Genomic DNA, 21846 nt, shown 5'->3' with positions numbered 1-21846 from the left:
CGAATTTTTAGATAAATCGCATGCTTTTCAATCGATTATTTTAAATATGTTACTTTTCTCCATAATTTTTCCAATAGTCCTTGTTTAAATTTCATTAAATACAGATAACTCACGATAAGTTGGACGAAATAAATAACGATACCTATTATATAAATGTTTAAGACAGGTAACTTACCGTAGTAATTTAAACCAACACCATAGAATATGATTATACATATTATGCTTTGTGAAATATAAGTCGTTAAGCTTAGTTTTCCGATTGATTGTAATGGCGTTAAAATTTTTCGAGCTGTTTGATCTTCACATAAGATCACAAAGAACATAATATAGCTCAATGCAACAATTGGACCACCAATCATCTGACTCATTAATTGTGATGTCACTGAACCTTCTAACACGATTTGAATCATTTTAATCGCTAAACCTAAAATTAATACAACAACGCCTATCACCATATATAGATTTTTATGTTGTTTAATTTTGTTAAACCAATTAATTTGATGAGCATAAATACCGAATAGCATAATCGGTAAAATAGAAAATGGTCCTACTAGAATGGCGTTCGCAATATTCATACCAAAATATTTCAAATTAAATCCAATAATCGATACATAATCAGCACTTGATAATATATTATTAACTCTTTCTAATTCTTGTAATCCTACGAAGCTTTCTATTTGTGTGACATCTTTTAATAAAATCATTGGCAGTAAATATAACAGTACAAATATGCCGATTCCTATTGATAGTGCAACTAATGTAAATTGTGGTTTCAAGCGCACAAATATGATTGCTATTAAACCTAACAATGCATATGTTGATAAAATATCACCATAAAAAATGAACACGCCATGAATGATACCTAGCAATAATAAAAATAATAATCTTCTCGTAATCATTGGATAATAGTTTAATCCCTTATCCAAACTATTTTGATACATGATAGACAAACCATAACCAAATAGAAATGCAAATATTGGATAAAACGAAGCGATTATAAATAATGAACTGATTTTAAACCATGCACCATCTTGATGTTGAAAAAACTCAAACGGATTGATGATTTGATATGGATAAGCAAAGGTTAAAATATTCATAAGTAATATACCTAGTAAACTAAACCCTCTTAAAGCATCAATACTAAATATTCTTTGTTTTGCCATTAATGATTCTCCTTGATGTGTTTCGTTCCATATTGAAAGAAGTATAAATAACCTTCAACTGGTTTCTTCAATATTGTTTCCAATGTATTTTGATAATAACGCATTTGAACGTCATACTTTTGTTTCATCGTTTCTGCTACTTCTTCTTTTGTTTTACCTCTACGAACGATAAATGCATCTGTTTTATAATCTATAAATGATACTTTATCTCCTTCAATAAATATACAATCTATCATCCCTTGAATTATGGGTTTATTATCTTTTTCAGAAACATCGAAAGATAAACCTTGATCGATATCATCTTGACCAACTACAAAAGGTACCTCTCTCATGACTTTGTCTGCATTAACTAACCTTTTGTATAAATCAGATTGTGTAAACACTTCTATTAATGATAAATCTAAATCTTGCATAGCGTCATCAGGTAGTATTTCTTTATCCATCAACTCATGTACAAGATTTTGTAAGTCTTCTACAGATAAACCTCCTTGTTTTAAAGGAAGGTGTTGCATGACAGCATGCATCAAAGTACCAATTTCTGCACTTTGTCTTTTTTGTTTAGTCATAAACTTAGGTCTGTCATATGATTTAGTACCAAGCTGATATTGTCTCACAATTTGATAATCCGTTCCTGCTTCTTCAGTTTCTCGCTGACGTTTAATTTCAGAAACAGATTGTTTTGCTGCAATATTTAACAGTTGTTCATCCGGATATTTGTACACCATCTGATTATAGATTTCATCCTTTTTCTCAGAAGGTTTATATTTCATAAGTGTATCTAATGTTGGTTTCTCGTATGAGATATCTTGTTCTTCATCTTGTTCTTCGTCACGTATGATATTGATATTAAAAGATTCACTTCGTTCAGATTTAAATGGCATTGAGTGTGATAAACCATTATCTTTCGATTTAGCTAGAACTGAAGAGATAAGATCAAATGGTGATTTCGCCTTCACTCTATATTCAGATTCAATCATTTCATCTTGATCTGCACTAACAAGCCCAATTTTTTCGAGTGCTTTATCACCTTTAACACGACCAATAAGATATAATCCCTCTTTAGCTCTCGTTAATGCGACATAAATCAATCTCATTTCTTCAGAAATCATTTCTGTTTCGTTAATATTTTTAAATATAATAGATGCTAATGTTGGGAATGAGACTTCTTTTTCAGTATTGAAATATGTTAAAGCTAATCCATATCGATTATTTAAGATAACATGCTCTCTTAATTCAGTACGGTTAAATTCACGTGTAATACCTGAATAAATAACAAACGGAAATTCCAGACCTTTACTACTATGAATCGTCATCATACGTACAACATCATCATTCGGCCCTATAACACTTTCTTGTCCGAAATCTTGGCCACGATCAATTAATTCATCGATAAATCTAATAAATTGGAAAATACCTCTTAAACTTGATGCTTCAAATTGTATAGCTTTATTTAATAAGCCGTATAAGTTCTGTCTTCTTTGAACACCACCAGTAAGGCCACTAAAGTAAGAAATTAAGTAATAGTCATTATACAATTTATCCAACAGTTGCCATACCGGGACAGACTTACTATATGCTTGATAGTCTTTCAATTGCGTTAAAAATTGATTAAGCTTTTCTACTAGTGCTGTGTCCGCTTCTGGATTTGACATATATTTATAAATAGAATCTATATAGTAAATTTCTTGCGGCGCTTTATTTCTAATTTCAGCAAGTTCATCTTCTTTAAACTGAAATGCTATCGAACGCATAACACCAACTAAATATTTATCTTGCAACGGGTTATCTATTACTCGTAAAAATGAAAGCATCAATCTAATTTCATTTTGTTCGAAGTAGCCTTTTTTCGATTCTACATAAAACGGAATATTCGCTTCTTTAAATTGTTGTTGCATGTGCATCGCATTACTATAACTTCTCTCAAGAATCACGATATCTTTAAATGTTGCAGGTCGATAACTTTGCGTTTTTCTATCAAATACGCGTTTGTTATCTAATATATATTGCACTTTATCTACAATAGCCTTTGCTTCAATAAGATTATTATCTTCTACTTCAAATGAATCTTGGACGATAATATCCATTTCTAATGGCGTATGTTGTGAATCATAATCTGCACCGTAATACAATTTAGCTTCATCGTTATATTCAATTTCACCTACAACTTCATCCATCATATGTGAAAAGATAAAATTCGTATTATCGAGCACTTCTTTTCTAGATCTAAAGTTCTTAGATAAATCGATCACTTCACCTGATGCTATTTTCGGATCATTAAATCGTTTATATTTTTCTATAAATAATTCTGGCTCAGCTTGTCTAAATTTATAGATGGATTGTTTCACATCACCAACCATAAACAAGTTACCATTATGCTCTTCTCCACGTTTAATACAACTGATGATAGCCTCTTGTACTCTATTAGTATCTTGATATTCATCTACTAAAATTTCATCAAAGTAATCTCGATATTGCAATGCAATTTCTGAAGGATTACCATCATCATCTGTCAAAATTTCTAAAGCTAAATGTTCATAATCAGAGAAATCAATAATTCTTTTTTGTTGTTTAAGTGATTGGAAATATTGAATGACATCTTTCGTGATATCCGCAATCACTTTCACTCTTGGTCCCATATCTTTCATATCTTGAATTAAATCTTCTCTACTTCTGCTAAGATAACCTTCAGTCAGTTCTTTTAAGTGGTCAATATAGGCTGTATGATAGTCTTTACCTAGTACCAGTAATTGCTCTGACCCTTCATTTTCAGACTTAATCTTTGCACTATTTGTCGGTAATTTCTTTGCTGCCATATCTAAATGTATTTGATCAAGTGGCTTACTACCTTCAAATACGCGCTCCAACCATATACGTTCACCTTCAAGATATTTCACATGTTTATCCACTTCATTCAAATGCTGGTAGCAATCTATTGACTGATACAAAGCATTTTTAGCACTATCTAATTTACGATAAATAAGTTGGTCAAACATTTTAAAATAAGCATGATTTTCATCAATTTGATCATATGGTTGATCCAATTCATTTAACCACGCGAAAGGATCTGCATGCGCAATACTAAATCGATACAAACGGTTCAATAATGCTCTTAAAGGCTCGTCAGAACGGTCATTGGATAAATGCTCAACGATTTCTAAAAATGTCTGTTCATTCTTTTCATAATAGCTTTCTAACACATCATCTATTGCCTGTTCTAATAAGACAATACTCTCAACTTCATTTGCAGTTCTAAAGTTTGGGTCAATATCAATCGTGTCATAATGTGATTTAATTAATGTTAAACAAAAGCTATGAAGTGTAGAAATTTGAGCTTGATGAATTTTAATTCTTTGTGATTTCAAATGTTCATCTTCAGGATATTTAATACTTTCTTTTTGAATCGCAGCATTGACCCTTGCTTTCATTTCTCTCGCACTTGCGTTAGTGAAGGTTACAACAAGCAGCCTATTGACGTCTTGTTTGTTACGCATAATTTTTTGAATAATACGCTCAACTAGCACAGCTGTCTTACCACTTCCCGCTGCAGCTGCAACAAGGATATCTTTCCCTTCGCTATATATCGCTTTCCATTGATCATCCGTCCACTGTGCATCTATCGGCTTTTCTGGCAATGTCATTCTTCCGCCTCCTCTCTCAACATGTCGATGATTTCATCTTTCGTTAATGTATGTTCGATTTCTCTATATTGCTCTGTATCAGTTATAGGGTCGATGTGACAAACTGATTTAAATTCACAAAATTGGCAAGGTAATCGCTTTTGATAGCGCATAGGCGAAACTTCTGTATGCCCATCCATAATTTGTGTGGCTGTTTCAACAAAGTTTTCTCTATTTTTATTCATTAATTTGAAAAATAGTTCTTCATCTAAAGCTTTACTATAACTATTCAATTCACCATTTTTCTTTTTCGTAACAGGAATCATGTCAGATTTTAATTGATCTATCAATTTATCATCAAGCGCATCGACTACTTCAGGATTTCTATTCACATAGCCGTCCATTTTGAATTTTTCAATGGTTTGTTGATAAATATCATCTACTTCTGGAATTTCACCCCAACTTGTTGCTTTAATTTCAGGTTCATGCACATGGAAATACAATAATGCACCAGGTGATACATTATCTTGTAGATTTAACAAAGCTTTATTTTGTAGTACGACATCTAAATACGTAAACATTTGCATTTGCATGCCATACATTACTTTAGTTAAATCTAAACTTGTCACAGATGACTTATAGTCAATAATGGACACATAATCTTTATCTTTACCTTTATATACGTCCAATCTATCAATTTGACCTCTAATATTAATTGGAATTTTTCGTTTCGTTGCTAAAGGTGTCGTTTTTAATTGATGTTTAGATGTTGCACCAAAGTTTAATTCAAATTGATAAGCTTTGAATTTTGAATGACTTGTTTGATACTTCATTGCTTCTAATGTAGATTTCAAAATGTTTTGGATGCGTAATTTTAAATATCTATAATGTGCAGTACGATGTAGGACATCAAATTGAATTTTAGGCAAGCTTTCATCGATAGCTTCGTTTATGAGTTTAGTCATGGCTTTCGCTGATAACTTACTAAAGTCTCCATTTACTTCATCTGAAATATATTTCAATGTTTGATGGAATATATTACCGATATCGACACTTTGAATTTGATATTTCGTACGTTCGTTTAATTTTAAACCATGTGAAACGTAATGTTTAAATGGACATTGATTATATGTTTCAAACCTTGATACACTGGCATTTATTTTCTGACCATATAGTGATTCAGATACGTCTGTATTCAATTGGACTGTATCATTTTTATACGTTAAAGCTGATGTTAAAAATTGAACAGTATGATCTAAATGATGAATATCTAATGAAGCATGATACGCATCTAACCATATATCATTAACAATCTCATCATTCATCCAATCATTTAAATGTTCAAATATATGCATTTGACTTTGATGTTCATGTTCTAATAGTTGGATAGGATTGTGTTCTATATTTGATTTTAATGATTGAACTTCGAGGTTTGTAAATAGAGATTGAATCGTATTGATAAATGGACTCTTCTCTCTAATTTCTCCGCCATCGGACATTAAACTATATGTGAATATAACTTCTTTCTTAGCACGCGTCATCGCAATATAACATACAAACGCCTCATCCATCTGTAAAATATCACTCGTCGGGCTTAATTCTAAACCGCTTGATGCTGCTAATTCTTTTTTCTCATCGTCTGTTAATAACAACATTTGATTAGATACTTTCGGTAAGACACCGTCATTCATACCAAGCAAGAATACAATTTCTTTATTATCCACTTTGGCTAAATCCATATTACCGACTGTTACTTCATCTAGTGTTTGTGGAATCATTGAGAATTCTAATTCATCCAATCCTCTATCTAATATTTCGATGTATTCATTTAAAGAAAGCTTTACATCGCCTAACACTTCTACGATGTCATCAAATATGCGAATTGTACCTTCCCATACTTGGTCAATTTCTTCCGCTTCTTCAAACTGATGCTTTATTTCTAATTCATCGCGCATTGTCATTAAGTGCGTAGGTAAATCAAATTGTTCGATAACGCCGTATAATCGACTCGTAAAGTCTTCTACTGTTTGACTATCAGCTAAAGCTTCGTTCAACTTTTCAATTCGATTCACAACATAATCTTTCAAGTCGATGACACTTTGCACTGTTTTTCTATCTTCTTCTATAAATGTATCTTCTTCTTTTCTTAATGATTTTTTGCCGAGTTTTTCAAAAGATTCAACTGTGAAAAATTCTGGATTCGTCCATCTCTTACCAGATATCCCTCTTTCAAATGCATAGTTTTCTAATATATCAATTAAATAAGGCGCATTTGGGATATGGCTTGTTAAGATGCCTGTCTTCAACATGCTCATGACAGGTTCAAATCTCCATCCAGTTTGAATGACTTCTAACATAGACCTTAAACATTCAATGAACGGATGATATGCCATTTTCTTTTTCGCATCATGATTATATGCAATATTAAAATGCGGTAATACCGTGTCAATCAACTGCTCATAACCTGGATCACGATAAAGTATCGCGATGTCTTTGTACGATAAATGTTCTTCTCTCGAACGTCTTAATATCTCTCTCGCAACGTATTGAACTTCATCTCTCATATTGGATGTTTCAATAATTTTCAAATCTTCACTATCAATGGTATTCGGTAGTAATGCATCAAATTGACTTTCCAAATGCTTTAATACTTTTTGATTATTGAATCGTTCCGTTGTCTTAAAGTGCGTATAGTTAATCTTAATTTGTAATGCATCCGCAATGTCTTCAACATGATTGAGAGATTCGGATGTTTTTCTAAATAAGCTAAATGGATCTTTGTCTCCATCTGTCGTTAAACCAATTGTTACCGACTTACTATATTTAACTAAGGCTTCAATAACGCGATATTCAAGTGTTGAAAAGTTATGAAAACCGTCAATATAAATATCTGCTTGTTTAATGTAGTCTGAGTTAGGTATTTTCTCAATTAATTTATACAAGACATCTTCTGCCTGTACATAGCGTCCGTTTAATTGATCCTCTAACGCTTTATATATTGTTTCGATATCACTAAGTTTATCTTTCATTCTTTTAGGAATGGCTTCGTTATGTTCAATATAATGTGATAAATCATCAGGACTTACATTATATTTCTTGAAGTCTTTAATCTCATTCATCATTTTATGACTAAACCCATAATGTTGAATGGTAGACTGATATAAATTTAATTGTTTTTTATGTGTATGTAATAAGTGATATGTAAGCATTTCTAACGCTTCATCTGAAATTTGTTGTTCAACAAGACCGCCTTCATCACTTAAAACTCTCCAACTTAATCTTTCAAATCCGAATACTGAAGTACGTATACTTCCTTTTAAATTAGGATTTTTAACAAATGCTTGTTCATATTGGAAGGTATTTTGAGTTGGCGTCAAAAATATAATTGGGTCTCCTAATGGATTTTCAATCATAGCTTCAGTCATTTGGTTAAGCATTTGATTCGTTTTCCCGGTCCCACTTCGTCCAATCCATACATTTAATTGCATTTATTTCTACCTCCCTTACGTTCTCTTATTCATTTATTTTAACATAAAAAGAACACCTCACTTAATTTCAAAGTAAGGTGTTACAGAACTTTTATATTAATTTGTAGATGGGTCAAAATTATAATGGAATTGATTAATTGGCCAGAATCTTAATGCAACTTCACCAACAATGACATCTTTATCAATCAAACCAAATGAACGGCCATCTTTACTCACTTCACGATTGTCACCTAAGACTAAATATTCATCTTTAGGTATTTTATTAGCACCATTTGAATTCACTAAATCTTTTACTTCAAAGTTCTCTGTCAATAAATCACGAGACTTATTCGCTTTGTTTGCTTTCAAGTATTCTTCAGGTACTTTTTTACCATTTACATATAATTGGTCGTTTTCATATTTTACTGTATCACCAGGTTTACCGATAACACGTTTTACATAATCATCATTTGCGTTTGCGTGGAATACAATAACATCACCGTTATCAATATCTCCTACTTTATAACCAATTTTATTGACGATTACTTTTTCACTATTTTTTAAAGTTGGGTACATGGAATCTCCAGAAACTGTATATGTTACAAATAAGAATTTTTGTATCAATAATACACATACAACTGCTACTGCAATCGCCACAACCCATTCAAATATCTCTTTTTTCAAAAATGCCACCTCATTATTATTATTTATCAAAATTCACATCTATTTGATTAAATGGATAATATCTTAAATTCACAGTACCAACGATATCATCTTCATGTACAAATCCAATTTCTCTTGAGTCTCTGCTATTGCTACGATTGTCACCTAATACTAGATATTCACCGTTAGGAATAACATCACTTTTAGATCCTTGAATTGTTCTTGTACTGAAGTCATCAGTTTTTATATCATCATTTAAATAACGCTCATTTACATGAGTACCATTAATATACAGTTTGTTGTTTTTCATTTCAACTGTGTCGCCTGGTAACCCGATAACTCTTTTAATATAATCAGCATTTTTATTCGCATGAAATACGATAACATCACCGTTATTAATTTGTCCAAAATTTTTAACAAGTTTATTAACAATTACTCTATCATTATCATGAAAAGTTGGTTTCATTGAGTCTCCGTCTACAACATAACCGATGAATAAAAATGTTCTTACAGCAAATAATAATACTAACGCAATAATAATTGCAATTATCCATTCGAATATTTTTTTCATTTTTGACTCCTATTTTTTAAGCGTTTATCAAAATATTTTTCTAAGCCTTTTCCAACTAGCCAGAGTACAAATATAATCACGACTACTATTATACTCTTTTTAGGACTTGCAAAAAAGGAATTTATATCGGCACCAATGAAACTTAACGTAAATATCATAATGGCTTTTGATAAAATTAACGCGATTAAATAGACTTGTTTACTAATATTTGAAAATGCACTAACCATATTAACTAAAGCACCTGGTGTAAATGGAAAGCATAACAAAATAAACAGTGGTCCAAAGCCGTGTTCATCAATCCACTGAATAAATCTTACAACTCTAGGCTGTTCAACAATCCTTTTCATAAAAGGCTTTTTAGAAATTAATCTAAAGATTAAAAAGACAATATAACTTCCCGAAACAGTACCAGCCCATGTAATGATAAAACCTAGCAATAATCCATAAGCATTTACATTAGCAATAACAAAGAGAATAATCGGTAAAAACGGTAAGAATGCCTCAATAAAAGGTAATAAAAATGCTATGAATATCCCGAACGATCTAAACGTTTCAATTAATTCAGTAATATTCTCTTCACTGAACCAATTCATTAAATCTTGTATTAACATGTAACGCAACTTCCTTCTTAAATTTAGATTAATTATACCGATAAATGTGTAAATAGAAAAGTAAATTGACATCATACAAAAGTCGTATCTTTAGGAATGAGAAGGAATTTATAGGTTGGTAGGAGCTAATGATTGCTCAGTAGGAGGAATTTAGTTTATGGAGATAATGAGATTGCTGGTATGGATAATCGCTGGTTATGGACCGATAATTATTTTTATCGGTCCATATTTCTCGTTTCTGGACCGGTAATTTTTTTTATCGGTCCATATTTCTTATTTCTGGACCGGTAATTTATTTTTATCGGTCCATATTTCTCGTTTCTGGACCGGTAATTTTTTTATCGGCCATATTTCTCATTTCTGGACCGGTAAATTTTTTTATCGGTCCATATTTCTCATTTCTGGACCGGTAATTTATTTTATCGGTCCATATTTAGTACTTTTTCTATTACCACTTCTAATAAAGTACTTATATAGGATTCTCTTTATGGAACTTCTGTAGACCCCCGTCCACATTTCTGCTTCTTTTACTGAAAATGGTGCGCCTTTTAATAAATATAATTCTTCTAATGATTGAATAATAATATTCGCTCTATTCAATTCTTTTTTACAATGATGACATTTTAAATATTTTCGTTTATTAAATAATTCATCTACTCGAATCAACTTTCGACAGTTTGTACATCGTACGCCTCTTTTTAAATTTTTATAGTCTATATTCAAATTTGGTATTTCATTTGTATTTAAAAATGGTTCATGTAGGCTTTTTAGTTTGTGATATATCCATTTATTTTCTTCATATTTAAAGTTTTGTAATACCATATCTTTTATTTTATGTATCTCACTTTTTAAAATAATGTTCATTCGAGATCGTAAATCACCATGTAATGTGAATGTTGGATGTATAAAAACAACATAGCTTTCTACTTTGCGTTTCAATTTATATTTCTCAACGATTCTTTTTAAGCCTTCTTGAGCAACTTCATATTGATTAATAAGATCTTTAGATACAAAACCTGTACTTCTAAATAGTTTGTGCTGATCAAAATAATAGTCACCTGTATAATTTTTAATTTCAAATTGGATGATGGCATCGTCTGTTATGACTACAAAATCAAATTGAATATGGTTAAAATTTTTAATCTGCAAATCATATAGCCACCATTCTGCCCCATAACTTTCAAGTATTTGAGCGAATGCTTTTTCACCTTCGTACCCTTGTTTTGTGACTTGGTATTGTTCATCTATATTTTCAGGTAACACATCTATCCTATTTTGCAATGCATCAATATAAGCTAAAAATAAATTTTTACGTATTTTCATAAAATACCACTCATTTCTTCAAAAATTTCAAATCCAAAATAAAAAAAGTCCTCCAAATTAAATTTGGGGACTTTTTTCTAAGATACGCTTCATATTATAGTCTATCTTCTAATTCTTTTTTCAAGTCTTCGAATCCTGGTTTACCAAGTAATGCGAACATATTTTGTTTGTATGCTTCAACACCTGGTTGGTTAAATGGATTCACGCCTAACATATAACCACTCATAGCACATGCTAATTCGAAGAAGTATACAACATAACCGAATGTATATGCATCTAATTGAGGAACTTTAACAACTAAGTTTGGTACGCCACCATCTGTATGTGCTAATAATGTTCCTTGGAATGCTTTTGTATTAACGAAGTCAACTGTTTCACCTGCTAAGAAGTTTAAACCGTCTAAATCGTCTTTATCTTCTTCAATTGTAATATCATGTTTAGGATTTTCAACTTTTACAACTGTTTCAAATAAGAAGCGACGTCCTTCTTGTACATATTGACCAAGTGAATGTAAGTCAGAAGTAAAGTTTGCACTTGATGGATAAATACCTTTGAAGTCTTTACCTTCAGATTCACCGAATAACTGTTTCCACCATTCACTGAAGTATTGTAAAGCTGGTTCGTAGTTGATTAACATTTCTGTTGAATATCCTTTTGCATATAAGATGTTACGAATTGCTGCATATTGATATGCAATATTGTCATCAAGTTCTGAAGATGATAAATCTTCACGTGCAGCTGCAGCACCTTTCATCATATCTTGAATATCAATACCACTTGCTGCGATTGGTAATAATCCAACTGCTGTTAATACTGAATATCTACCACCGACATCATCTGGTACGACAAATGTTTCATATCCTTCACCAGTTGCTAAATCTTTTAAAGCACCTTTTTCTTTATCAGTTGTAGCAAAGATACGGTTTTTAGCTTCTTCTTTACCGTATTTTTCTTCTAAAATTTTCTTGAAGATTCTAAATGCTACTGCAGGTTCAGTCGTTGTACCTGATTTAGAAATAACGTTAATAGAGAAATCTTTACCATCTATATACTGAATTAAATCATGTACATAAGATGAAGATAAATGATGTCCTACAAATATAATTTGAGGATTTTCACTTTTTTCATAATTAGCAAATGTAGAATTTAACATTTCAACTGCTGCACGAGCACCTAAATATGAACCACCAATACCAATTACAAGTAATACTTCAGATTGTTCTTTAATACGTTTAGAAGCAGCTAGAATTCTATCGAACTCTTCTTTGTCATAATCTACAGGAAGGTCAACCCATCCTAAAAAGTCGCTACCTGCTCCAGTCTTTTCATGTATAACATGATGTATATTTTTTACTAGATCACGTGATTGTTCTAACTCATGTTCACCAAAAAATGTTAAAGCTTTTTTATAATCAAATTGAATATGTGACATAATATCCTCCTATGTAATCTATATTTAATTTCAACAACGTCTTTATTTTACTCTAGTTTTCATAGGCTTTCAATCGAAATGCAACGATATACTTTTAAGTGCATAAATATTTAAAATAACTATTGAACATTCATTCTTAATATGATATTGTATGTTTATCGATTAAATATACAAGATATTAAATATTAATACAAAAGCGAGGTTTTTTTAATGACTAATAAAGTTGTATTGGCATACTCAGGTGGATTAGATACGAGCGTTGCAGTAAAATGGCTAATTGAAAAAGGATATACAGTAATTGCATGTTGCCTAGATGTTGGTGAAGGTAAAGATTTAGAACTAGTAAAACAAAAAGCATATGATATGGGTGCAGAAAAATCATATGTAATAGACGCAACAAAAGAATTCAGTGAAGATTTTGTTGGATATGCAATTAAAGGGAATACAATGTATGAAGGAAGTTATCCACTTGTTTCTGCATTAAGTAGACCACTTATCTCTAAGAAATTAGTTGAAATCGCGCAAGAAGAAGATGCGATTGCAATAGCACATGGCTGTACTGGTAAAGGAAATGACCAAGTACGTTTTGAAGTAGCTATTAAAGCTTTAGCACCTCATATTGAAGTATTAGCGCCAGTACGTGAATGGTCTTGGAGTCGTGAGGAAGAAATTGATTATGCTAAAAAACATAACATTCCAATTCCTATCAATTTAGATTCTCCATATTCAATTGACCAAAATTTATGGGGTCGTAGTAATGAGTGTGGTATTCTTGAAGATCCATTTGCGACACCACCAGAAGATGCATATGATTTAACGAAACCAATTGAAGAAACACCTGACACACCAGAAGAACTTGAAATTGTATTTGAAAAAGGTTTACCTATTTCAATCAATAATAAATCATATCCGTTAGATGAATTAATTTTACAACTTAATGAAATTGCTGGTTTACACGGTATCGGTAGAATCGATCACGTAGAAAACCGTTTAGTTGGTATTAAATCACGTGAAGTATATGAAACACCAGGTGCAAAGGTTATAATGGAAGCACATAAAGCATTAGAAACGATTACTTTAACTAAAGACGTTGCACACTTTAAACCGGTAATCGAAAAACAATTAGCTGAACAAATCTATAATGGATTATGGTTCTCTCCATTAACAGATAGCTTAAAACAATTTATCGATTCTACACAAACTCAAGTAACAGGTACAGTACGTGTTAAACTATTTAAAGGAAATGTAATCGTTAATGGACGTAAATCTCCATTTAGTTTATACAATGAATCACTTGCTACGTATACTAAAGAAGACGCATTTAACCAAGAAGCTGCTGTAGGATTCATTGAAATCTTTGGTTTACCTACTAAAGTTAAAGCATTATTAGAAACAGAGGGTGTTTTAAAATGACAAAAAAAGCATGGGGTGGAAGATTCGAGTCTAACCCTGAATCATGGGTAGATGCATTTAATGCATCTATCCATTTTGATAAAAATTTAATTGATCAAGATATTCAAGGTAGTATTGCACATGCAACAATGTTAGCCGAGCAAAATATCATCAAGACAGAAGAAGCAAATCAAATTATTCAAGGTTTAAAAGATATCCAAGCCGATTATTATAATGGTAATCTTGAGCTTTCTGAATCACTAGAAGATATTCATTTAAATATTGAACTTGCTTTAATTCAGAAGATTGGTCAAGTTGGCGGTAAATTGCACACTGGTAGAAGTAGAAATGACCAAGTTGCAACGGATATGCACCTTTATACAAAACAACATGTTCAAGAGATTCTTACACTTATAGAATCACTTCAAAAATCAATTCTTGTTATTGCTGATGAACATGTGCATACTATCATGCCTGGTTACACGCACCTACAAAGAGCGCAACCTATATCTTTCGCACATCATATCATGACTTATTTCTGGATGTTAGAGCGTGATAAATCGAGATTTAATGATAGTTTAAAAAGAATCGACATCAGTCCACTAGGTGCTGCAGCTTTAAGCGGTACAACGCACCCTATTGATAGACATCGTACACAAGAACTTTTAAACTTTAGCAGTTTATATGAAAATAGTCTTGATGCAGTTAGTGACCGTGATTATATCGTTGAAACATTACATAATATTTCATTAACGATGGTTCACCTTTCAAGATTTGCTGAAGAAATTATTTTCTGGTCTACTGATGAAGCTAAATTCGTTACGTTATCAGATAGTTTTTCTACTGGATCATCGATTATGCCTCAGAAGAAAAATCCTGATATGGCTGAATTGATTAGAGGAAAAGTAGGAAGAACAACAGGTCATTTAATGAGTATGCTCGTTACTTTAAAAGGCTTGCCACTCGCATATAATAAAGATATGCAAGAAGATAAAGAAGGTCTGTTTGATGCCATTCATACGATTAAAGGCTCATTGCGTATTTTCGAAGGTATGATTTCTACTATGCAAGTGAATAAAGAGCGTTTAAATGAAACAGTGCATAAAGATTTTTCTAATGCTACTGAGCTAGCTGATTATTTAGTAGAACAAAATATACCTTTCAGAGAAGCACATGAGATCGTAGGTAAAATCGTCTTATGGTGCATTCAAAATGGCAAATATTTATTAGATGTGCCATTAGAACAATATCAATCTTATAACGAACGTATACAAGAAAATGTATATGATTACTTGAAACCTGAAAACTGTTTAAACCGTAGAAAAAGTTATGGTTCAACAGGTCAAGAGTCCGTACAACATCAAATTAATGTCGCTAAAGAACTCATATAATCAAAAAACACACCATTCAAAATGGTGTGTTTTTTATTGGTTAAGGCTTATGCCCAACCTCTATATCTAGCCGCTTCAGCTGTACGTTTAATACCTACAATATAAGCTGCTAATCTCATATCTATTTTTCTGTTTTCTGATAAGTTGTAAATTGTATCAAAAGCTTTAACTAATTTTTCACGTAGTTTTTCGTTAACTTCTTCTTCAGTCCAGTAATAACCTTGGTTATTTTGTACCCACTCGAAGTATGATACTGTTACGCCACCAGCACTTGCTAGTACGTCTGGTACAAGAAGAACGCCACGCTCACTTAATATTTTAGTTGCTGCCATTGTAGTTGGACCATTAGCTGCTTCTACTACAATTTCAGCTTTAATATCATTAGCATTTTCTTCTGTAATTTGATTTGAAATCGCTGCTGGAACAAGGATATCACAATCAATTTCAAATAATTCTTTATTAGAAATTGTGTCATCAAATAGATTTGTAACTGTTCCGAAGCTATCACGACGATCTAATAAATAATCGATATCTAAACCTTCAGGATCATGAAGTGCACCGTAAGCATCTGAAATACCTACAATTTTAGCGCCTTGATCATATAAGAATTTCGCTAAAAAGCTTCCTGCGTTACCAAATCCTTGAATAACGACTCTTGAACCTTCGATTGTTTTTCCACGTCTCTTAGCTGCTTCTTCAATTGCAATAACAACACCTAATGCAGTAGAACGATCTCTACCTTGAGAACCACCTAAAACAATAGGTTTACCAGTAATAAATCCTGGAGAATTGAATTCATCCATTTGACTATATTCATCCATCATCCAAGCCATAATTTGTGAGTTTGTAAATACGTCTGGTGCTGGAATGTCTTTTGTAGGACCTACTATTTGAGAAATAGCACGAACATATCCACGAGATAATCTTTCTACTTCATGAATACTCATTTGTCTTGGGTCACAGACAATACCACCTTTACCACCACCATATGGTAAATCTACAATTCCACATTTTAACGTCATCCACATAGATAATGCTGTTACTTCTTCGACATCAACATCTGGGTGGAAACGAACCCCACCTTTAGTTGGTCCAACTGCATCATTATGTTGTGCACGATAACCAGTAAATGTCTTAACAGAACCGTCATCCATTCTAACAGGTATACGCACTGTTAATAATCTCATTGGTTCTTTAATTAAATCGTACATTCCCTCGTCAAAACCTAATTTATTAAGGGCTTCACCAATAATTTCTTGTGTCGATGAAACTAAATTTAAATTTTCGCTCATGATCCTCTTCGCCTCTTTTTTAAATACTTTTAATCTCTAAATAATTGTAACATAATTGATTATTTTTAAAAGGTCTTAAACGTTTTTTTGTAAACGTTATCAGATTTTTTATTTAAAAACAGACTTAACTTGATCAAGTGCCCAATCTAAATCTTCTTTTTCGATAATAAGTGGTGGTGCAAAACGAATAACTGTATCGTGTGTTTCTTTACATAACAGACCTAATTCTTTTAATTTTTCACAATATGGTCTTGCATCTTCAGTTAATTCGATACCGATGAATAAACCTTTACCTCTTACTTCTTTGATTGATGGATGATCAATTTTTTGTAATTCTTCTTTGAAATAAGTTCCTAATTCTAAAGAACGTTCAGATAATTTTTCATCAATTAGTACATCTAATGCTGCAACAGATACTGCACATGCTAGAGGGTTCCCACCAAAAGTAGAACCATGTGAACCTGGGTTAAATACTTCTAGTATTTCTTTATTACCAACGATACATGAAATTGGGAATACGCCTCCGCCTAATGCTTTACCTAAGATATACATATCTGGTTGAACATTATCCCAATCTGTTGCGAATATTTTACCTGTTCTACCAAGACCAGCTTGAATTTCATCTGCAATGAATAATACATTGTTTTCATCACAAACTTCTCTAATTTGTTTTAAATAACCGTCTTCAGGTACATTAATACCCGCTTCACCTTGGATAGGTTCAATTAATACGGCTGCTGTATTTGGTGTAATAGCAGATTTAATTTGTTCGATATCACCGAAATCAACAAGTTTGAATCCACCTAATAATGGACCATAACCTCTTTGGTATTCTTTTTCTGAAGAAAGTGAAACTGCAGCCATTGTACGACCATGGAAGTTACCATTCATCGCAATGATTTCTGCTTTGTTATCTTCTACACCTTTCACATCATATGCCCAACGTCTTGCAGCTTTAATCGCTGTTTCAACAGCTTCTGCACCTGTGTTCATTGGTAATACCATTTCTTTATTTGCAAGTTTACAAATTTTTTCATACCAAGGACCTAATTGGTCACTGTGGAATGCACGTGAAGTAAGTGTTACACGATCTGCTTGATCTTTTAATGCTTGGATAATTTTCGGATGACGATGACCTTGGTTAACTGCAGAATAAGCAGATAACATATCTAAATAGCGATTGCCCTCTGGATCTTTAACCCAAATACCTTCCGCTTCTGAAATTACAATTGGTAATGGCAAATAGTTCGGCGCACCAAATGTATTTGTTTGTTCAATGATTTCTTGTGACTTTGTCATATTAAATCTCCTCCCATTAAAACAGTAGAGCATGTATACGCCCTACTGTATTTTTATTATTTCAACAATATTATAACATTTCTGAAGTAGTACGTCCTTGTAAGTGAAGTACTAAGTAGTCTGGTCCACCTGCTTTAGAATCTGTACCTGACATTTTAAAGCCACCAAATGGTTGGTAACCTACAATTGCACCTGTACATCCTCTATTGAAGTATAAGTTACCTACCATAAAGTCTCTACGTGCTTGTTCTAATTTAGCGCGGTTATTTGTAATAACGCCACCTGTTAAACCGTATTCTGTATCATTTGCAAATTCAATTGCTTGATCAAAATCTTTTGCTTTGCTGAAACCAACAACTGGTCCGAAGATTTCTTCTTGCATTACTCTGTCGTCATGTTTTAAATCAGCAATAACAGTTGGGTTAACGAAATGTCCTTTTTCTTCGTCAGTTGTACCACCTGCTACAATACGGCCTTCTTTTTTACCGATTTCGATATATTTTTTAATTTTGTTTAATGAGTTTTCGTCAATTACTGGACCCATATAATTAGCTTGGTCAGTTGAATCACCGACAGTTAGTTTTTCTGTACGTTCAACTACTTTGTCTAATAATTCATCATAAATATCTTCAACTGCAATGACACGTGAACATGCTGAACATTTTTGACCTGAGAATCCAAATGCTGATTGTACAATTGAATCAGCTGCTAAATCTAAGTCGCCTTCTGAATCAACAATAATTGTATCTTTACCACCCATTTCAGCAATAACGCGTTTAAGGTGTGTTTGGCCTTTTTGAACTTTTGCAGCTCTTTCGTAAATAGAAACACCTACATCACGAGAACCAGTGAATGAAATAAGACTTGTATCTTTATGATCAATTAAATAATCACCGATTTCACTTGATGAACCTGGAATGTAGTTTACCACCCCTTTTGGTAAACCTGCTTCTTCTAAAACTTCCATAAATTTATAAGCGATAACTGGTGTTTTAGATGATGGTTTTAATAACACAGTGTTTCCTGTTACGACTGGTGCTACAGTTGTACCAGCCATGATTGCAAATGCGAAGTTCCATGGTGAAATAACAACACTTACACCAACTGGTAAATAATTATATTTATTATATTCTCCTGGACGACTTTCTACTTTTTTACCGTCTTTTAATTCAAGCATTTGACGTGCATAGTATTCCATAAAGTCGATTGCTTCAGCAGTATCTGCATCTGCTTCTTTCCATGGTTTACCACCTTCTTTAGAAAGTAAAGCTGAGAATTCGTGTTTACGACGTCTCGTAATTGCTGCTGCTCTGAATAAAACGTCAGCACGGACACTTGGATCAGTATCTCTCCATGTTTTAAAGGCTTCTTTAGCAGCTTCCATTGCTTTTTCAGCATGTTCTTTGCTTGCTTTAGAAACTAATCCTACTGTTTCTTCAATATTTGAAGGGTTATATGAACGTGTTTTATCTTCTGTAAAAATACGTTCGCCTCCAACAATAATTGGATACTCTTTTCCTAAATATCCTTCAACTGTTTTAAGACCTTCTAAGTAAGCAGCCTTATTCTCCTCTTTCGTAAAATCAGTAAATGGTTCGTGTTTGTATGGAATCATTAAAGTAAACCTCCCTATGTTTATACGGGGTATTAAGAAACCCCTTACATTCCTATAATGACACACTTTTATAGATTACTTCAAGCTATTTTTTTCTGAATTTTTACAATAAAAATAAGTTGTAAATTTACTTCAAATAAATATTCAAAAAGCCGTTTAAATGTTCATCAAATGAAGTGATTTTTCGCATAAAAAAAGCCGGATTATCATGTAAGATATCCGGCTTATAAAGACGATAGATCATTTATTCGTCTTCAAAATGTTTATTTGATTGTTTAATCCACTTAGGCAACCTTTCTTCTAAAGGTTGAAACCCGTATTTTTCTGTCTCTCTAATTTCATCTAGAACTGAGCGCTTTTCTTTCTTACGTTCTTGTCTTTTGAAATATTCATTATCTTTAAGTGATAAATTCAACTTGCCATCCGCTTCAACTTTAATTATTTTAGCTTTTACTATCTGGCCAACATTAAGAAATTGATTAAGGTTGTGCACGTAATCATTCATCACTTCAGAAATATGAATGAGACCTTCCACATGATCAGGGGTTTCAACAAAGGCGCCATATGGCTGAATGCCAGTCACTTTTACCTTTACAAACTGACCAACTTTATATTGTTTTCTCACTTTTAGAAAACCCCTTGTACTTGAAGTTATTAACTATTTCATCATAGCATAGTTATTTTTATTAAACCATTAATTTGATATATAATTCTGAAAATATTATGCATAAATATAAATCATCTATAAATTCATGAATTTATAATTAGATTAAAAAATAAGTATTCTATGGAGAAAATAGATTAAAGATTCTTTATGTGTTGGAGGATTTGTATAGGGATATTGTGAGATATGTTGGGCGCTAACGATCTTGTTTTTGAGTCTTGATCGTTAGCGCCTGGTTTTTGCTCTCTTTTTGGATTTTTTCCTGCGCTAACGATCTTGTTTCTGTTTCTTGGACGTTAGAATTTCTAACGATCTTGTTTTTGTTTCTTGATCGTTAGCGCCAACCCCTCAGTTCAACATATAAAAAAGAGACTTCGACATACATATGTCTCAGTCTCTTCCTATATATAGTATTCGTTTGGAATGCTTTATTTACTTCTTATTGTTCTTTTTCTCCTCTTGCTCTAAATGATCCATTACTTGTTTTTCAAATGATTTCATTTTTTCTTCGTCTTTTTTAGATTTTTTACGGAACATCATAAATACGATATACGCCAAAATCATAAATAATATCAACGTAGCAACAGCAGGAATATATTCTAATTTATTATCTGGAAAATAAAGAAATTCCATCATAAGCCGACCACTCCCTTAGCAACTAAATTATACCAAAGATTGAGTCGAATGCATTGATTTTTTTATGACAATTGAATGTCGATTTATTTTATAATTTCAATTGTTTCAATTACTACGTCTTCAACTGGTTTATCGTTAGCGCCAACTTTAACATTTGCGATTTCTTCAAGAACTGATTCACCTTCAACGATTTGACCAAATACTGAGTGTTTTTGGTCTAACCAAGGTGTACCACCTTTTTCTGCATAGCGATCAACGATTTCTTCTGGCCAACCACCATCTTTAAGTTGAGATAACATATTTGCTGGTACTTCTTTCATTTGTACAATGAAAAATTGAGAACCGTTTGTGTTTGGTCCAGCATTAGCCATAGATAACGCACCGTATAAGTTAAATGCTTGTAATGAGAATTCATCTTCAAAAGCACTTCCATAAATACTTTCTCCACCCATACCTGTACCAGTTGGGTCTCCACCTTGAACCATGAAGTCATTGATAACTCTATGGAAAATGATGCCATCATAGTATTTTTTCTCAGCTAAACCGATGAAGTTTTCAACAGTTTTAGGTGCTAATTCAGGAAATAGTTTGAATGTCATGTTTCCTTTAGTTGTTTTAATTTCTACAACTCTTTCACCTTCTAATATTTCAGTTGTTAATTGAGGATAGTTTGTCATTTAATATTCTCCATTCATGTTAAAATAATTACA

General features: G+C 32.3%; 16 protein-coding genes. 2 read left to right on the top strand and 14 right to left on the bottom strand.

Going from position 1 to position 21846, the window contains the following annotated elements; translation table 11 throughout:
• Positions 1–35 precede the first annotated feature (35 nt).
• From LQ611_RS09085 to LQ611_RS09050, 8 genes are all read right to left on the bottom strand, one after another.
• Positions 36–1163, bottom strand: a complete 1128-nt coding sequence (locus LQ611_RS09085; protein ID WP_107590548.1) for a DUF418 domain-containing protein — start codon at positions 1161–1163, stop codon at positions 36–38.
• The gene (gene addA, locus LQ611_RS09080) at positions 1163–4801 is read right to left on the bottom strand and encodes a helicase-exonuclease AddAB subunit AddA (protein WP_107572688.1); all 3639 of its coding nucleotides are present in this window, start codon (positions 4799–4801) and stop codon (positions 1163–1165) included. Before addA ends, LQ611_RS09085 begins: the two co-directional genes overlap by 1 nt.
• Positions 4798–8268 (bottom strand): helicase-exonuclease AddAB subunit AddB, encoded by a 3471-nt coding sequence (gene addB, locus LQ611_RS09075; RefSeq protein WP_107565317.1) that lies wholly within the window; start codon positions 8266–8268, stop codon positions 4798–4800. The genes addA and addB overlap by 4 nt, the downstream gene beginning before the upstream one ends.
• 96 nt (positions 8269–8364) lie before the next feature.
• A complete protein-coding gene (gene lepB / locus LQ611_RS09070) occupies positions 8365–8931 on the bottom strand; it encodes a signal peptidase I (protein ID WP_025905256.1) in 567 nt (188 codons plus the stop codon).
• A gap of 19 nt (positions 8932–8950) precedes the next feature.
• A complete protein-coding gene (gene lepB, locus LQ611_RS09065) occupies positions 8951–9481 on the bottom strand; it encodes a signal peptidase I (RefSeq protein ID WP_103361877.1) in 531 nt (176 codons plus the stop codon).
• Positions 9478–10092, bottom strand: a complete 615-nt coding sequence (locus LQ611_RS09060; RefSeq protein ID WP_025905258.1) for a TVP38/TMEM64 family protein — start codon at positions 10090–10092, stop codon at positions 9478–9480. The genes lepB (LQ611_RS09065) and LQ611_RS09060 overlap by 4 nt, the downstream gene beginning before the upstream one ends.
• Positions 10093–10506: 414 nt before the next feature.
• Positions 10507–11415: a nuclease-related domain-containing protein gene (locus tag LQ611_RS09055; protein ID WP_107565318.1), complete on the bottom strand. Its 909-nt coding sequence runs from the start codon at positions 11413–11415 to the stop codon at positions 10507–10509.
• A gap of 94 nt (positions 11416–11509) precedes the next feature.
• A complete protein-coding gene (locus LQ611_RS09050) occupies positions 11510–12847 on the bottom strand; it encodes a glucose-6-phosphate isomerase (protein WP_107565319.1) in 1338 nt (445 codons plus the stop codon).
• Positions 12848–13057: 210 nt separating this feature from the next.
• Between LQ611_RS09050 and LQ611_RS09045 the strand changes: the two genes are divergently transcribed.
• Together LQ611_RS09045 and argH are read left to right on the top strand one after the other, a co-directional pair.
• Positions 13058–14260 carry an argininosuccinate synthase gene (locus LQ611_RS09045; RefSeq protein ID WP_107565320.1) on the top strand — a complete coding sequence of 401 codons (1203 nt, stop codon included), beginning with the start codon at positions 13058–13060 and terminating at the stop codon, positions 14258–14260.
• Complete coding sequence (gene argH / locus LQ611_RS09040) at positions 14257–15630, top strand: argininosuccinate lyase (RefSeq protein ID WP_107590547.1); 1374 nt, start codon at positions 14257–14259, stop codon at positions 15628–15630. The genes LQ611_RS09045 and argH overlap by 4 nt, the downstream gene beginning before the upstream one ends.
• Before the next feature lie 47 nt (positions 15631–15677).
• Here argH and LQ611_RS09035 read toward each other — a convergent pair whose 3' ends face one another.
• The 6 genes from LQ611_RS09035 to LQ611_RS09010 all read right to left on the bottom strand — a co-directional run bounded on the left by LQ611_RS09035 (position 15678) and on the right by LQ611_RS09010 (position 21813).
• Positions 15678–16922 carry a Glu/Leu/Phe/Val family dehydrogenase gene (locus LQ611_RS09035; protein WP_025904703.1) on the bottom strand — a complete coding sequence of 415 codons (1245 nt, stop codon included), beginning with the start codon at positions 16920–16922 and terminating at the stop codon, positions 15678–15680.
• Positions 16923–17030: 108 nt separating this feature from the next.
• Positions 17031–18221, bottom strand: coding sequence for an ornithine--oxo-acid transaminase (locus LQ611_RS09030; protein ID WP_107565322.1), 1191 nt, complete (start codon positions 18219–18221; stop codon positions 17031–17033).
• 70 nt (positions 18222–18291) lie between these two features.
• The gene (gene pruA, locus LQ611_RS09025; RefSeq protein ID WP_025904701.1) at positions 18292–19836 is read right to left on the bottom strand and encodes an L-glutamate gamma-semialdehyde dehydrogenase; all 1545 of its coding nucleotides are present in this window, start codon (positions 19834–19836) and stop codon (positions 18292–18294) included.
• Positions 19837–20080: 244 nt separating this feature from the next.
• Positions 20081–20461, bottom strand: coding sequence for a S1 domain-containing post-transcriptional regulator Ygs (ygs, locus tag LQ611_RS09020; RefSeq protein WP_025904700.1), 381 nt, complete (start codon positions 20459–20461; stop codon positions 20081–20083).
• A 471-nt stretch (positions 20462–20932) separates the two neighbouring features.
• Positions 20933–21136, bottom strand: a complete 204-nt coding sequence (locus LQ611_RS09015) for a hypothetical protein (protein ID WP_025904699.1) — start codon at positions 21134–21136, stop codon at positions 20933–20935.
• An 83-nt stretch (positions 21137–21219) separates the two neighbouring features.
• On the bottom strand, positions 21220–21813 hold the full coding sequence (locus LQ611_RS09010) for a peptidylprolyl isomerase (RefSeq protein ID WP_025904698.1): 594 nt from the start codon (positions 21811–21813) through the stop codon (positions 21220–21222).
• Between the last annotated feature and the right edge of the window lie 33 nt (positions 21814–21846).

The organism is Mammaliicoccus sp. L-M44 (genome assembly GCF_022386355.1).
Taxonomy (GTDB): domain Bacteria; phylum Bacillota; class Bacilli; order Staphylococcales; family Staphylococcaceae; genus Mammaliicoccus; species Mammaliicoccus sciuri_A.
This window is presented reverse-complemented; position numbering and strand designations above follow the sequence as displayed.

Excerpts from the sequence above, each read along its gene's own strand:
- LQ611_RS09085 (WP_107590548.1), bottom strand. The coding sequence starts at position 1,163 with ATGGCAAAACAAAGAATATTTAGTATTGATGCTTTAAGAGGGTTTAGT.
- addA (WP_107572688.1), bottom strand. The coding sequence starts at position 4,801 with ATGACATTGCCAGAAAAGCCGATAGATGCACAGTGGACGGATGATCAA.
- addB (WP_107565317.1), bottom strand. The coding sequence starts at position 8,268 with ATGCAATTAAATGTATGGATTGGACGAAGTGGGACCGGGAAAACGAAT.
- lepB (WP_103361877.1), bottom strand. The coding sequence starts at position 9,481 with ATGAAAAAAATATTCGAATGGATAATTGCAATTATTATTGCGTTAGTA.
- LQ611_RS09060 (WP_025905258.1), bottom strand. The coding sequence starts at position 10,092 with ATGTTAATACAAGATTTAATGAATTGGTTCAGTGAAGAGAATATTACT.
- LQ611_RS09055 (WP_107565318.1), bottom strand. The coding sequence starts at position 11,415 with ATGAAAATACGTAAAAATTTATTTTTAGCTTATATTGATGCATTGCAA.
- LQ611_RS09050 (WP_107565319.1), bottom strand. The coding sequence starts at position 12,847 with ATGTCACATATTCAATTTGATTATAAAAAAGCTTTAACATTTTTTGGT.
- LQ611_RS09045 (WP_107565320.1), top strand. The coding sequence starts at position 13,058 with ATGACTAATAAAGTTGTATTGGCATACTCAGGTGGATTAGATACGAGC.
- argH (WP_107590547.1), top strand. The coding sequence starts at position 14,257 with ATGACAAAAAAAGCATGGGGTGGAAGATTCGAGTCTAACCCTGAATCA.
- LQ611_RS09035 (WP_025904703.1), bottom strand. The coding sequence starts at position 16,922 with ATGAGCGAAAATTTAAATTTAGTTTCATCGACACAAGAAATTATTGGT.
- LQ611_RS09030 (WP_107565322.1), bottom strand. The coding sequence starts at position 18,221 with ATGACAAAGTCACAAGAAATCATTGAACAAACAAATACATTTGGTGCG.
- pruA (WP_025904701.1), bottom strand. The coding sequence starts at position 19,836 with ATGATTCCATACAAACACGAACCATTTACTGATTTTACGAAAGAGGAG.
- LQ611_RS09015 (WP_025904699.1), bottom strand. The coding sequence starts at position 21,136 with ATGATGGAATTTCTTTATTTTCCAGATAATAAATTAGAATATATTCCT.
- LQ611_RS09010 (WP_025904698.1), bottom strand. The coding sequence starts at position 21,813 with ATGACAAACTATCCTCAATTAACAACTGAAATATTAGAAGGTGAAAGA.